Below are 14354 nucleotides of genomic sequence, written 5' to 3'. Positions count from 1 at the left end.
TTTCCGCTATTCACTTTTTAAGTTAACAGTCGCTTTCATGGACAGCCCAACCCGCAACGGATGTGCTGCAAGCTCGTCGGCGTTGAGTTTGATGCGCACGGGTAAGCGCTGGACAACCTTAATCCAGTTACCCGTTGCGTTCTGCGCAGGAATAACTGAAAACGCTGCGCCGGTGCCGCCATCAAAACCTTCTACCGTTCCATGGAACGGCACGTTATCGCCATACAGATCGCTCACCAGCTCCACTTTCTGTCCCACTTTCACATGCTGGAGCTGAACTTCCTTGAAATTGGCATTGACGTGAATTTGCTGCACCGGCACGACGGATAATAACGGTGTGGAAGGCTGTACACGTTGCCCAAGCTCGACCTGGCGACGCGCAACCACGCCATCGACGGGTGAACGGATCACGGTTCTTTCCAGATCCAGTCTGGCCTGATCGCGCTTCGCTCTGGCGAGTGCCACTTCGGGGTTGGTCTCGGTATTTGCATCCTCAATCATGACGGCATTAGCCTGTCTTGCACCCATTGCCGCTTGTCTCGCTGCATCTGCTTGCGCCACGGCGGCTTTAGCGGCATTCAGGTTTGCCAGTGCGGAAGCGTAAACGTTTTGAATGCGTGTCAGTTCGTCGCCTGAAATCGCACCTGTCTGCATTAATGCTTCGCGTCGCTTGAGGTCAACCGTTGCGCGCTGTAAGTCAGCGTTTGCGGCATCAACCTGGGCCAGCAGGCGTTTTTGCTCTTTCTCATTAGCCACAACTTCTGCGCCGAGTTTTGTATCAGTGGCCCTATACCCATTTACCCGACGGATAGACAGGTCCAGGTTGGCTTCAGCCTGATTAAGGGCTAACTCTGCATCAGTCGGATCCAGTTGAATCAGAACATCGCCTTTTTTTACCACCTGAGAATCCGTGACCAGGATGGCATTTACCGTACCGGTAATCGCGGAAGAGAGCTGTGCGGACTCGACATCGGTATAGGCGTTATCGGTCTCAACATATCGGGAACCCACTAATTCCCAATAAATAAACGAGCCTGCGCCAGCAAGCGCGATGCTTAATGCAAGATAAGAGAACAGGCGTTTTCTTTTTTTCTTTTTGATATCGGATGATTCAATATTTTGATTTTCAATAGCTGCAGAATGACTCATTTTATTTCCTTTCTTTCCACTATTTGGTTATTAACCTGGTGTTAAAAGATCACTGTTTGCTCGAGGTATATCCGCCGCCTAACGCGCGCGCTAATGCGACGTCAACGGTAAAGGCGCGAGAATTCACATCGGCTAATTTTCTGCGGGCAGCGACCAGCTCATCTTCCGAGGACAAGACATCCAGATAATCAGCAACCTTACCTTCATATCGTTGTCTGGTGAGTGAATACGCTTTTTCTGCCGACGTGACGGCACCCTGGGAATAAACTATCTCGTCTTTAAGTGAGGCTCTGCTGGTAAGTGCATCGCTCACTTCCCGAAGTGCATTCGTTAACGTGTCGTTATAAACCTGCACCGCAATGTCATATTCACCGCTGGCATATTTCAAATCACCCTGAAGTCTTTGCGTATTAAAGATGGGCAACGATATGGCCGGACCAAAACTGCCAATTGCTGAGCCGCTTCGGGTAAGATTGTTAATACCTAATGACTGGAACCCGGCAAAGGCAACCAGATTAACGCTGGGGTAAAAACCGGCTTTTTTCTGCTTAATTTGCTCAGCTGCAGCCTCTGCGCGCAAGCGTGCCGCGACAATATCCGGACGTCGACCAATCAGGTCCAACGCAATATTGGGCGGAAGCTCCTCGTGCGCTAAAAGCGTTGCCTTAGGTGCGGTTATGGCCAGCGCTCTGTCAGGACCGTCACCGATCAGCGCCGCGAGCGCATGTTTTTTAATCGCAATGGATTCATCTATTGCCACCAGGTTTGCTTTGGCGTTGAGTTGACGCGTCTCGACCTGCTGAAGACTGGATAAATCTTCAAGCCCCGCGTCATGGCGTTGCTGGAATAACGCAAGCGTGTTTGTCCGTATGTTGAGCGTATCGTTAAGCGTTTCGCGAACGGTGTATAAATGCGCCAGCTCCGCATAAACGCTCACAATAGATGAAGACAGTACCAGTCTGGTTTGTGCTTCTTCTGCTACAGCAGCCATTTCACCTGACGTTGCGGCCGCGAGCGCGGCGCGGTTTTTACCCCAAAAATCGATTTCCCAGCTCATATCAAGCGTGGTTCGCCCATAGCTGTTCCAGTTTTGAGGCGTTGCGTTTTCCGGCGTCACATAGTTGTAACTCATTTTTTCCCGCATAAAGCTGGCGTTTGCGGTGACCTCAGGGAAAAGCGATCCGCTCGCACTCTGTGTCATCGCCTGCGCTTGCTTCACGCGCGCTTCGGCGATGTTAAGCGTGGGGGAGTTTTTAAGTGCGTCATCAATAAGCCCGTTGAGCTGCGCATCACCGTATTTTTTCCACCAGTCATCTTTCGGCCACTGGCCGTTCTGATGGGGAAAACTTTGATCGCTCTTAAGCTGTGTGACCGTCTTCATAGGAGGAGGGGTGCCAAGATCGGGGATCAGGGCACATCCGCTCATACTGATGGCGGAAATGAGGACGCAGCTCATCGCTATCCGGGACCCGGTTAAACCGGAAATACGACACCCCGGGAGTGTCTCCTGAAAACCTTTCATCAGTACGCTCATCATGCTGTTCATAGAGTAGTCCAAATACAGTACCGTACAGTACGGTACACTTTATATCTTGACTTCTGAGCGCCGTCAAATGAAAATGTACTCGTCAGTACGATTACGACCCCTACTATCAGACGTGATTCCGAAACCAGATAACAAAAAGTGTTTGCCCCAGGCCAGACACCTAAACTACCGAGGAAACATATGGATAAAAGAGCGCTTAAACGGCAGCAGATTCTGGAAGTCGCATCCGGGCTGTTTCGACAAAAAGGATTTGATGCCACGTCTATCTCAGAGATTAACGCGATTGTTGGTGGCTCAAAATCGACAATTTACAGTCACTTTTCTTCGAAAGAAGAGCTATTTGTAGAGTGCATGTCTTCAGAAACTGAACAGTATATAAAGAGCATGACTATTGAAACTGCAGGGCAGGTGCGCCTTTTCAGAAAATCACCACAGCTGGTCATCGAGCAATTTGCCGTTGCCTTTTTACGCTATCTTTGCTCTCCGGATATTGTGGATTTGCAAAGATTAATGATTTCCGAAGCAGGCCGGTCCGGTATCGGAGAGTTATATTATGCGCGAATGCAAAAACTGCGTTCAAACGTATCAGCGCTTTTTACTGATTTAATGAATCAAAACATCTTAAGAAAAGACGATCCTGTGCTGGCCGCCGAGTATTTTCGTTCTCTTCTGCAGGCCGACATCCTGGAACCATTACTGTTAAAAGCGAGAAAGGATCAGCCTGACGAAAGCGAAATTGTCATGAAGGCGCAGGCCTCCGTTAATGCTTTTATGAAATTGTATGGTCCAGAAAAAGAAAGCGATGTTGTAAAGACATCCTTATAAAACACGGTAAGCATTCTTTCACCCTATTATTAGGGTGATTTTCTTTTTAGGAAATATTTATTTTCAATTGTCATTGGATGACTTTGCCAGCGGCCTTCTTGTAAATAAAATTTCGTGGATACTTATGTGTATAAAATTTACTCTCTTAAAAGATCGTGAAGCTGTAATTAAGTCTCTTACTCACTGGATTGATTCGAACTTATACAGACCCATTACCGTTTTAGATGTGGCACGGAAATCCGGTTATTCATTGGCTTACATTCAGCGAAACTTTCGCCAGGAGTGTGGCATAAGTATTGGCCTTTATATCCGAAGCCGGAAACTGGAAAAAGCTGCGCATATGCTCAGACATACGCAGCTCTCTGTTTCAGATATATTCACGATGTTAGGCTACGAGGAGCCGTCAACGTTCAGCAGAGCTTTCTCGAATCAATATGGACTTTCCCCAACAAAATACCGCGAGCTGGCTAAACAAAGTCACTACCTGAATGGCTTGTCGGTGTTGATTAATGAAGCGACACGTGAGTAACACGAAAATCCGCTAACCCGCCTCCAGCATTCCAAAACTCACAATCCGCGCCCGGCCCAGCTCTTTCGCGCGGTACAGGGCCACATCCGCGGCACGCAGCAGGTTGTCAGTCTGGGCATGTTGCGGGTAGCTGGCAATGCCAATCGACACATCTACCGGCCCTATCTCGGTCAGGCCGTAGCGAATCGACAGCTCATGCACGCCGGTGTAAATCTTCTGCGCGCAGGCGTATGCCGCTGCTTCATCGGCACCGGCAAGCAGAACCAGAAACTCCTCGCCCCCGTAGCGGAACGCCAGTCCGTTGTCATGTGCGGCCCGCTGAACAATCGACGCCACGGTTTTGATAACCAGGTCGCCCGCTTCGTGGCCGAACCGGTCATTAATACTTTTGAAGTGATCGATATCGATCATCATGCAGCTTAACGGCTCGCCGCTGCGCATCGCCTGTGCCGTTTGGGTTTGCAGGGTATCTTCCAGATGATGACGATTACGCAGGCCGGTGAGCGGGTCAAACAAGGCTTTTTCCAGCAACGCGTCGCGCAGACGCTGGTTGGCCAGTGCCAGCCCGAGCGCTTCGGCCATCAGTTCCAGATACGCGCGGGAAGGGGCATTGTCTGCCGTGATATTCTGGAAGGAGAGCAGGCCAATGGCCTCGCCCTGGGCGATAAGCGGCACGCACAGCGCGGTTTCCGCCTGTGATGCAGGAAGATGGTAGCAGGCGATATCCGGCTCACCGTTTACCGGCGGATGGCTCTGCCCGCGACGTACGGCCCAGCACTCGTCCGGGTGGAAGGTTGTCTCTTCACCCACCGGTGAAAGCCAGTGTGCGACGCAGCGCATCTGCCACGGTTCACGGTCAAGAATGTAGAGCCGGCCCGCTATCCCCGGTGCGATATTGGGCGCAAACAGCTCCGCCACGTTAATCACATCGTTAAAGTTTTCACACCCCTGCAGCCGCTGGGTCATGCGCGCCAGCAGCTCGCGGATGGCCCAGTCGGCATCGCGCTCTCTTTCCAGACGCTGTCGCGCAAGGCCGTTTTCACGAAAGATGCTGATGGCCTGTGCCATATCGCCGATCTCATCAATCTGATTGAAATTGGGCGTTTCAACCGCGTAATCCTGTGACGCCAGGCGGTGCACCACGTCGCTCAGGCGCACCACGGGGCGCAGCACGCGGCGTTTTAATATAAAGCCGAGAACAAACAGGAACAGCAGGGCGGTCAGGCCGACCGTAAGCTCAGAGGCGGTACGCAGCGCTTTCGATTTTTTTGTCGCTTCCTGTACGGAGGCGATGACGCGTTTGTCGAGTATCTGGCGAAAGTGATCGATCTGGTTCTGCGCGCGCTCCAGCTCCTGCTCATAGGGCGCGCCATAGAGCAGGGCAACGGCCTGAGCGTCTTCGCCTTGCTCCAGGGTGTTCAGTGCAGTTTGCTGTTCGTCCTGCAGCTCATCGACGATCTTTACCCCTTCATGCAGCAGGGACAGTTCTTCATCCGATGCGCCATTATCCTGCAACTTTTCCAGCCGAAGTTCGATGCTCTTCAGGCTGTTTTCTGCCTGGTTGTATTCCTTTAACGTTTGCGGATCTTTTTTAATGACGTAGAGGCGTGCTAAATCGGACTGCGCCCAGATATCGGTTTCGATATCTTCCGTGAGCTGATCAAATTTCTGCCGTTGTTCAACGGCCTGACGCTCGATGGTATCGGCATTGGACGCCATTAGCATAATGATGCCGGAGGCGATGGTCAGGCAGACCGTGGCACCATAGGCCCAGTTGGTTATCGTCGCGATTCGCACCAGATGATCCTTTTACGGCATGAGTAGGATGGCGTTCTTCAAATTATAGAAAACGTTTGATTTAAGGTGAAAAAAAAGGCGGCACAGTGCCGCCTGGTGTGGTCTTTATCGTCACATCCCTACAAATCTGGAGGATTTTTTCCTTCTTCGATGAAATCCGCGTCCAGCTCTTCGGCGTTACCTTCGTGATCGCGCCCGGAGAAGAGGTTCCAGCAGGCGATAAACAGCGCGGCAATCAGCGGCCCAATGACAAAGCCGTTAATGCCGTACAGTTCCATACCGCCGAGGGTGGAGATCAGAATCAGGTAGTCCGGCATTTTGGTGTCTTTCCCCACCAGCAGCGGGCGCAGGATGTTGTCCACCAGCCCGACGACGATCACAAAGAAGCCGACAATAAACAGCCCTTGCCAGATCTGATGCGTGGCGAACAGGAAGATGGCGGCGGGCACCCAGACAATCGCCGAGCCGATGGCGGGCACCAGGGAGAGGAACGCCATCAGCGCGCCCCAGAGCACGCTGCCGTCAATACCCACAATTGCAAACGCAATTCCGCCGAGTATGCCCTGAACCACGGCCACCGCCGCCGTTCCTTTTACCGTGGCGCGCGAGACGCCAACGAATTTAGCGAACAGGTGCTGCTTGGCGAAATCAGACAGGGGCAGGGAGTCGAGGATCTGGCGCACCAGATACGGGCCGTCTTTCAGCAGGAAGAACAGCAGATAAAGCATGATGCCGAAGCTAATCGCAAAGCCAAACGTCCCTTTACCAATCAGAAACGCGCTGCCGGCGAGATATTGCCCGCCCTGCAGGGCGACATCGGAGAGTTTTTTCTGGATCTGCGCGGCGTTGGTCAGGTTGTGATCCGCCAGGAAGCCGCTGGCCCAGCTTGGAAGATGGTTGAAGATGCTCGCCACCACTTCCGGGAACTGGGTGTTGTTCTCCTGCAGTTTGGTGTAAACCACGTTCAGCTCAATGGCGAGCGAGGAGAGGATCACCATCAGCGGGATAAAGACGATCAGGCAGATAATGCCGATGGTCAACAGCGAGGCAAGCCCGTTGCGTTCCCCCAGCGCGGTGCGCAGCTTGTTTTTAACCGGGTTAAAAATGACGGTCAGAATCGCGGCCCACAGTATCGCGGAGAAGTAGGGCGAGAGCACGTCGAAGAAGGCCCAGGTCACAAGGGCGAGAATGAAAATAAAGAAGCCTTTGGTCAGTCCGTTAAAGCGCATCAGTCAGTCCTGGTTACTAAGAAACTGTGACGACTATAGAACCGATTGTGAGAATTACCAACCATTGCACCGGGTAAGGTGCAATGGTTGGTGAGGCGCTAAATCGCCTCAAATAACGCGCTAACCAGCGCAACATGCGCCTTAACGCCCACGGCCAGCGCGGCTTCATCAATGCGGAAGTGTGGGTTATGGACGTTCCATACCGCACCCTTTTCCTCGTTGCCGCAGCCGATAAACAGGAACGAGCCGGGAATTTTCTCCTGATAGGATGAGAAATCTTCGCTGCCGAACAGCGCGCGATCGGCAAGCTGTAGCGTCCCTTCACCAAAGTGCTCCGCAATGGCTTTTTTGGCGATGGCGTTGGTGTCGGCATGGTTATTTCCGACGGCATAACCCTGCTGCCAGCGGATCTCACAGCGCGCCCCGTGGGCGCTCACTACGCCTTCAACAATACGCTGCATCAGCTGGGGAACCTGTTCACGAACCTGCTGATTATGGGTTCGCACCGTTCCTGCCAGACGGGCGCTGTCCGGAATGACGTTATAGCTATCACCGGCCTGGAAGGTGGCAATGGTCAGCACCGGGGCGTTAATCGGGTCAAGATTACGTGCGACCACGTTTTGCAGGGCGGTAACCACTTCAGCGCCGATTACCACCGGATCGATACAGAACTGCGGCATTGAGCCGTGGCCACCCTGCCCAAAAATGGTGATGTCAAAGTTATCGCTGGAGGCGACGTAAACGCCCTCTTTTAGCGTAATTTTTCCCGTAGGGCTGTTCGGGAAGACGTGCAGGCCGAAAATCTTTTCGACGTCGTCAACGACCCCTTTTTCCACCAGCTCGCGTGCGCCGCCCGGCGGCACCTCTTCAGCAGGCTGGAAGATAAACTTAATGCTGCCGCAAAGCTGGCTGCGCAGATGGCAGAGCACTTTCGCTGCCCCCATCAACATGGCGGTGTGGGCATCGTGACCGCAGGCGTGCATCACGCCGGGCCGAGTGGAGCTAAATGATTCGCCACTCTCTTCCTGTAGCGGTAGCGCGTCGATATCGGCCCGCAGCGCCCACGTTGGGCCGGGCTTTTCGCCCTGCAATACGGCTACTACGCTGTTCTCCAGCGGGCGGCTTATCGTCAGCTCCGGCAGATTCCCCAGCTCGCGGGCAATAAAATCAGCGGTGGGTTTTTCCTGAAACGAGAGGTCCGGGTTGGCGTGAATATGCCTGCGCCAGCGGATCACCTCTTCATTAACGTCGCGGATAAGGTTTTCGGTGGTACTTTTCATGACGGTCTCCTTCAGTCAGTCACCGGCAGCGTGGTCACAGGTTTTTTTATCAGCGGTACTATCGCCGCCCCCGCGCAGATCATTGCCAGTGACAGGAAAATAAACGCGCTTTCGTAGCTGTGGCTTTTCCCGACAAGATAGCCAATTACGACAGGCGAAACGAAGCCTCCCAGCGTTCCGCCAGTGTTTATCAGGCCGATAGCCGATCCCATAATGTTCTCCGGAAGGCGTTTCATCGGCAGGGTAAAGGCGGTAACAAAGGTTGCCATCAGGAAAATCTCCCCCACGAACAGCAGGACGCTGGCCGTCAGCGCCGTAGCGGTATGGAAGATGCCGAAAATGGCGGCAGCACCGATCAGCGCGCAGATCAAAATCACCTGCGGCTCGCGGTTGTGGAAATATTTCCCAACGAACCAGCCGGTGCACAAGGATGAGAGCCAAATCCCCGCGCCGCCGACGGCGACGATATAGCCGGAAATTTCCAGCGGCATCCCCCTGCTCTGGACGAAGAATTTTGGCAGCCAGGCCATCAGGCCGTAGCTGGGAATATTGATGCAGAACACAGAGACAAAGAGTAGCACCACCGTCGGGTTACGCCACAGGGCGCCGTTTTGTTCACCTGACTGCTGGCGCGGCGCAGGTTTCTGATAGGGCACGCGCACGGCGATCAGCGCGGCGATGGCGCAGGCTACGATCCCCAGCGCCACAAACGACGCGTGCCAGCCCAGATGCTCCAGCGCAGAGACGGCCACAATGGGCCCCACGGTCATTGCCAGCCCGGCGGAGGAAAGCAAAACCGATTGCGCAAAGGTGCGTTTTTCCAGCGAGAAATTGCTGACCACCGCTTTCGCGCAAGAGCAGGGATAGCCGGAATGCCCCACCCCGGAGAGAAAGCGAAACAGCAGCAGCAGGCCAAAGCTCATGCCCAGCGCACCGAAGCACAGGGCGAAGATCCCGAGCGCGCACAGGGAGAGGATCAGCATGGTTTTATAGCCGAGCCTGTCGTTCAGCCAGCCTGCTGGCACCTGAAAGAGAGAGTAGGCCAGGAAGAAAATGCCGGTGATGTAGCCCAGCTCCGCGCTGGTGAGGCCGAACTCTTTTTCGATAGGCAGCAGGGCAAACCCCATGACGGTTTTATCGATATAGACCACGACATAGCCGACAAAAAGCAAAAAAATCATCTGTGACTGGCTTTTCATTTTATTTTCCGCCTGACGTCAGAGTGTGATGAGGAGTGTGGTGTGTACTCCGAATCTAGGGGTTTACCTGAGGCCCGGGAAGATATAATTTTTCTATAGGTGATGCTTTTTTGTTATAGGGTGAGTGATGAGATATTTGCCAAAGCTTGGGCATCTTCAGGCCTTTCGTCAGGTGGCACGTAGCGGCAGTATTCGTTCAGCCGCGCGCGAGCTGGGCGTTTCTCAGCCCGGGTTGAGCCGAACATTGCGTGAGCTTGAGCAAACTTTAGGCACGCAACTTTTATTGCGCAGCAAAGAGGGCATCGCCCTGACCGAGGCGGGAATGGCCTTTTCCCAACGCGCGGAGTGGGTGCTGGAGGAGTTGCGCCGCGCGGCAGATGAAGTAGAACAGATTAACCATTACACCCACGGACGGCTGACCGTGGGGTTCTCGTCACTGATTGCGCTGACGGTGTTTCCCGATGTGGCCGAGGCGTTTAAAAAGACGCTGCCGCAGGTGTTGCTGACGGTTAAAGAAGGACAGTTATCCTCGCTATTACCCGGCGTGCGCAACGGTGAAATTGATATCGCCATCGGCTCTGTCGATCCGATGGCGCCGCCAGAAGGGGTGATGATCGAACCCCTGTTCACCTCGCCGTTTTGTATCGTTGCGCGCAAAGGACATCCGCTGGCTGACGCACGGGATCTGATGGCGCTGCGTCAGGCTAAATGGCTGCTGCCGGAGTCATCAATGGGTTACTACCAGCAGCTGCAAAACGAGCTCAGCCATTTTTACCGACAGGTCGACGTGACGCCGCTGCGTACGGATTCTGTTATCACCGGCCTGAGTATGGTGCTCAACGCGGACTATCTGACGGTGGTCGCTCGGGCAATGTGTCAGCCGCTGCAGCTTGATGACAAGCTGGTCGCGTTGCCCATCACCCAGCTGCCGTCGGCTCAGTATTGCGCGGTGTGGTCGCAGAAATCGGCGATGACCACTAACGCGCGCCAGTTTTTAATTCGCCTGCGCGAGGCATGCAGAGGGTTTAGCTGGTAGGAAAAAGATACGACTTTTGTCTGACCCAGGATCGACGTCGTCCGCACCATGCTGTAAGTATCTGCTTGCGGAGGTGCTTATGGCCTGGCGTCCAATTCTCTATGTGATCCTCACAACCCACCCCAGACTCAGCGCGCGGCGCGCCCGTTTGCGTCTGGTCATCTAGCTTTTTATTAACAACCGCGGTATAACACACCTTCTTTGGATGTTTAGATGTCCATACGTATAGAAGGTAATATGCAAACACAACAAGAAAATGGGCAGCTTAAGCGCACCATGAAAACGCGCCACCTGATTATGCTCTCGCTGGGCGGCGTGATTGGGACAGGGTTATTCTTTAATACCGGATACATCATTGCGACGACTGGGGCAGCGGGTACGCTGCTGGCGTATCTTATAGGCGCGCTGGTGGTCTGGCTGGTGATGCAGTGTCTGGGCGAGCTCTCCGTGGCGATGCCGGAAACCGGCGCGTTCCACGTTTATGCCGCCCGCTATCTTGGTCCGGCGACGGGCTACACCGTGGCGTGGCTTTACTGGCTCACCTGGACGGTGGCGCTCGGGTCGAGCTTCACCGCCGCCGGGTTCTGCATGCAGTACTGGTTCCCGCAGGTGCCCGTCTGGGCATGGTGCGTGGTCTTCTGCGCGGTGATTTTTGGCCTTAACGTCATCTCCACGCGCTTCTTTGCGGAAGGTGAGTTCTGGTTCTCACTGGTGAAAGTCATCACCATTATCGCTTTTATTATCCTGGGCGGCGCGGCGGTCTTTGGCTTTATCCCGATGAAGGACGGTACGCCCGCGCCGGGCTTAACCAACATCACGGCCGAAGGCTGGTTCCCGCACGGCGGCCTGCCGATCCTGATGACCATGGTGGCGGTGAACTTTGCCTTCTCCGGGACGGAGCTTATCGGTATCGCGGCGGGTGAAACCCAAAACCCCCACAAGGTGATTCCGGTCGCTATCCGTACCACCATTGCGCGGCTGATTATCTTCTTTATCGGTACCGTCTTTGTGCTGGCGGCGCTGATCCCGATGCAGCAGGCAGGCGTGGAAAAGAGTCCGTTCGTGCTGGTGTTTGAAAAGGTCGGTATTCCTTACGCGGCGGATATCTTTAACTTTGTGATCCTGACGGCGATCCTCTCGGCAGCGAACTCCGGGCTGTACGCTTCCGGGCGCATGCTGTGGTCGCTCTCTAACGAGAAAACGCTGCCGCGCTGCTTTGCCCGGGTGAACAAAAACGGCGTGCCGCTGACGGCGCTTTCGGTTTCCATGCTCGGCGGCGTGCTGGCGCTGTTCTCAAGCGTCGTGGCTCCGGACACCGTGTTCGTTGCGCTCTCGGCGATTTCTGGCTTTGCCGTGGTGGCGGTCTGGATCAGCATCTGCGCGTCGCACTTCGTTTTCCGTCGTCGTCATCTGCAGTCCGGCCAGCCGCTCTCTGCGCTTCAGTACCGTGCACCGTGGTATCCGCTGGTGCCGGTGCTCGGTTTTATCCTCTGCGTGGTGGCCTGTGTCGGCCTGTGGTTTGACCCGAGCCAGCGCATTGCCCTTTATTGCGGGCTTCCGTTCGTTGCCCTGTGCTATGGTGCCTACTACCTGACCCGAAATATGACATCGCAGGAGCCTGAACATGTCGCAGAATAATCCGCTTACCGTCATCCTCGAAAAACAGCCGTTCGTAGTGCTGGATGGCGCGATGGCGACGGAGCTGGAAGCGCGCGGGTGTAACCTTGCAGACAGCCTCTGGTCTGCCAAAGTGCTGGTCGAAAACCCGGATCTTATCCGCGACGTTCACCTGGACTACTACCGGGCTGGCGCGCAGGTGGCCATCACCGCCAGCTATCAGGCGACGCCCGCGGGCTTTGCGGCGCGCGGACTGGACGACGCGCAATCCCGGGCGCTGATTGGCAAAAGCGTAGAGCTGGCGCGTAAGGCGCGCGAAGGGTATCTGGCCGAAAATCCGCATGCGGGCACGCTGCTGGTGGCGGGATCTGTCGGGCCATACGGAGCCTATCTGGCGGATGGCTCAGAGTATCGCGGCGACTACGTGCGCAGTGCGGAAGAGTTCACTGCTTTTCACCGCCCGCGCGTGGAGGCGCTGCTGGATGCGGGTGCCGACCTGCTGGCCTGCGAAACGCTGCCTTCCTTTGCGGAAATCAAGGCGCTGGCGGCACTCCTGGCCGATTATCCTCGCGCCCGGGCGTGGTTCTCATTTACCCTGCGAGACGGTGAACACCTGAGCGACGGCACGCCGCTTCGTGAGGTGGTCGACGCGCTGGCACACTCTCCGCAGATTGTCGCGCTGGGCATTAACTGTATCGCCCTGGAAAACACCACGGCGGCGCTAAAGCATCTGCAAGGCCTGACCGCGCTGCCGCTGGTGGTCTATCCGAACTCGGGCGAGCATTATGATGCCGTGACCAAAACCTGGCACCACCACGGCGAAGCGTGCGAGACGCTGTCGGGGTATTTGCCGCAGTGGCTGGAGGCCGGAGCGAAGCTGATTGGCGGGTGCTGTCGCACCACGCCAAAAGATATTGCTGGGTTGACGGCTCAGCGCTGAGGTCTTTGCCGGGTGGCGGCTGCGCCTTACCCGGCCTACCTTTAAGGTTCGTGCGGCCTGCTGCCCTCACCCTGACCCTCTCCCACGGGGAGAGGGAAAAAACATCGCACAAATATCGCTATCCTTTCCCGCTTTTTATCTAAAAACGAATCGTTATTAGCGATGCCTTTTTATTCCTTTATCAAAATTCCCGCGCCGGAAATACTGCCCTCATAACAACAAGGGGAGCAGGCACTATGGCAATTTCATCGCGAATCACATTACTCGGCGCACTGGCGCTGTGGGCTTTTCAGGCGCAGGCGGTGGACGTCACCGTCGCGTATCAAACCTCTGCGGAACCGGCGAAAGTCGCGCAGGCGGATAACACCTTTGCGAAAGAGAGCGGGGCGAAAGTCGACTGGCGTAAGTTCGACAGCGGGGCGTCCGTCGTGCGCGCCTTAGCGTCCGGCGACGTGCAGATCGGTAATATCGGTTCCAGCCCGCTGGCGGTCGCGGCCAGCCAGCAGGTGCCGATTGAGGTGTTCCTGCTCGCCTCGCAGCTTGGGAACTCTGAAGCGCTGGTGGTGAAGAAAAACATCACCAAACCGGAAGACCTGATCGGCAAGCGTATCGCCGTGCCGTTTATCTCCACCACCCACTACAGCCTGCTGGCGGCGCTCAAGCACTGGGGCATCAAGCCGGGTCAGGTACAAATTATCAACCTCCAGCCGCCGGCGATTATCGCGGCGTGGCAGCGCGGCGATATTGACGGGGCTTACGTCTGGGCGCCGGCCGTGAACGAGCTGGAAAAAGACGGCACCGTGCTGACCGACTCCGAAAAAGTGGGCCAGTGGGGCGCGCCAACCCTCGACGTGTGGGTCGTGCGCAAAGACTTCGCTGAGAAACATCCTGAGGTAGTGAAGGCCTTTGCCAAAAGCGCCATTGACGCCCAGCAGCCGTACATCAGCAATCCGGATGAATGGCTGAAGCAGCCTGCCAATCTGGAAAAACTGTCGCGCCTGAGCGGCGTGCCGGAAGCGGACGTGCCGGGGCTGGTGAAGGGCAATACCTATCTGACGCCTGCGCAGCAGGTGCAGCAGCTGACGGGGCCGGTGAACAAAGCGATTGTGGATACCGCCACCTTCCTGAAAGAGCAGGGCAAAGTGCCCGCGGTGGCGGCGGATTACAGCCAGTACGTGACCGACCGCTTTGTGAAATAAGGAGTTCG

12 protein-coding genes are annotated in these 14354 nt (G+C 55.3%); 6 read left to right on the top strand and 6 right to left on the bottom strand.

Annotation, left to right across the window (positions count from 1 at the left end):
- Window positions 1–6 precede the first annotated feature (6 nt).
- Window positions 7–1149 carry an HlyD family efflux transporter periplasmic adaptor subunit gene (locus ABR39_RS13440; protein WP_047347338.1) on the bottom strand — a complete coding sequence of 381 codons (1143 nt, stop codon included), beginning with the start codon at window positions 1147–1149 and terminating at the stop codon, window positions 7–9.
- Between the two features lie 49 nt (window positions 1150–1198).
- Window positions 1199–2695, bottom strand: a complete 1497-nt coding sequence (locus tag ABR39_RS13435; RefSeq protein WP_205626271.1) for an efflux transporter outer membrane subunit — start codon at window positions 2693–2695, stop codon at window positions 1199–1201.
- A gap of 180 nt (window positions 2696–2875) precedes the next feature.
- Between ABR39_RS13435 and ABR39_RS13430 the strand changes: the two genes are divergently transcribed.
- Window positions 2876–3520, top strand: coding sequence for a TetR/AcrR family transcriptional regulator (locus tag ABR39_RS13430; RefSeq protein ID WP_047347336.1), 645 nt, complete (start codon window positions 2876–2878; stop codon window positions 3518–3520).
- Window positions 3521–3644: 124 nt separating this feature from the next.
- Complete coding sequence (locus ABR39_RS13425; RefSeq protein ID WP_047347335.1) at window positions 3645–4049, top strand: helix-turn-helix domain-containing protein; 405 nt, start codon at window positions 3645–3647, stop codon at window positions 4047–4049.
- A gap of 12 nt (window positions 4050–4061) precedes the next feature.
- On the opposite strand, the gene ABR39_RS13420 is transcribed toward ABR39_RS13425, so the two are convergent.
- The 4 genes from ABR39_RS13420 to ABR39_RS13405 form a co-directional block, all read right to left on the bottom strand.
- Window positions 4062–5846, bottom strand: a complete 1785-nt coding sequence (locus ABR39_RS13420; RefSeq protein ID WP_047347334.1) for a diguanylate cyclase — start codon at window positions 5844–5846, stop codon at window positions 4062–4064.
- 119 nt (window positions 5847–5965) lie between these two features.
- A complete protein-coding gene (locus ABR39_RS13415; RefSeq protein WP_047347333.1) occupies window positions 5966–7075 on the bottom strand; it encodes an AI-2E family transporter in 1110 nt (369 codons plus the stop codon).
- Window positions 7076–7173: 98 nt separating this feature from the next.
- Window positions 7174–8355, bottom strand: coding sequence for an amidohydrolase (locus ABR39_RS13410; RefSeq protein WP_047347332.1), 1182 nt, complete (start codon window positions 8353–8355; stop codon window positions 7174–7176).
- Between the two features lie 11 nt (window positions 8356–8366).
- Window positions 8367–9554 carry an MFS transporter gene (locus tag ABR39_RS13405; protein WP_047347331.1) on the bottom strand — a complete coding sequence of 396 codons (1188 nt, stop codon included), beginning with the start codon at window positions 9552–9554 and terminating at the stop codon, window positions 8367–8369.
- Window positions 9555–9681: 127 nt separating this feature from the next.
- Here ABR39_RS13405 and ABR39_RS13400 point away from each other — a divergent pair, with 127 nt between their 5' ends.
- The 4 genes from ABR39_RS13400 (at window position 9682) to tauA (ending at window position 14346) form a co-directional block, all read left to right on the top strand.
- Window positions 9682–10590, top strand: a complete 909-nt coding sequence (locus ABR39_RS13400; RefSeq protein WP_047347330.1) for a LysR substrate-binding domain-containing protein — start codon at window positions 9682–9684, stop codon at window positions 10588–10590.
- Window positions 10591–10827: 237 nt separating this feature from the next.
- On the top strand, window positions 10828–12228 hold the full coding sequence (mmuP, locus tag ABR39_RS13395; RefSeq protein WP_047347329.1) for an S-methylmethionine permease: 1401 nt from the start codon (window positions 10828–10830) through the stop codon (window positions 12226–12228).
- Window positions 12215–13147 carry a homocysteine S-methyltransferase gene (mmuM, locus tag ABR39_RS13390; RefSeq protein ID WP_047347328.1) on the top strand — a complete coding sequence of 311 codons (933 nt, stop codon included), beginning with the start codon at window positions 12215–12217 and terminating at the stop codon, window positions 13145–13147. Before mmuP ends, mmuM begins: the two co-directional genes overlap by 14 nt.
- Before the next feature lie 236 nt (window positions 13148–13383).
- The gene (gene tauA / locus ABR39_RS13385) at window positions 13384–14346 is read left to right on the top strand and encodes a taurine ABC transporter substrate-binding protein (protein WP_023293188.1); all 963 of its coding nucleotides are present in this window, start codon (window positions 13384–13386) and stop codon (window positions 14344–14346) included.
- The last annotated feature ends 8 nt before the right edge of the window (window positions 14347–14354 follow it).

The organism is Enterobacter genomosp. O (assembly GCF_001022965.1).
In the GTDB taxonomy this organism is placed as follows: domain Bacteria; phylum Pseudomonadota; class Gammaproteobacteria; order Enterobacterales; family Enterobacteriaceae; genus Enterobacter; species Enterobacter cloacae_L.
The sequence above is the reverse complement of the archived record's forward strand: the minus strand, read 5'-3'. Positions and strand labels throughout refer to the sequence as shown.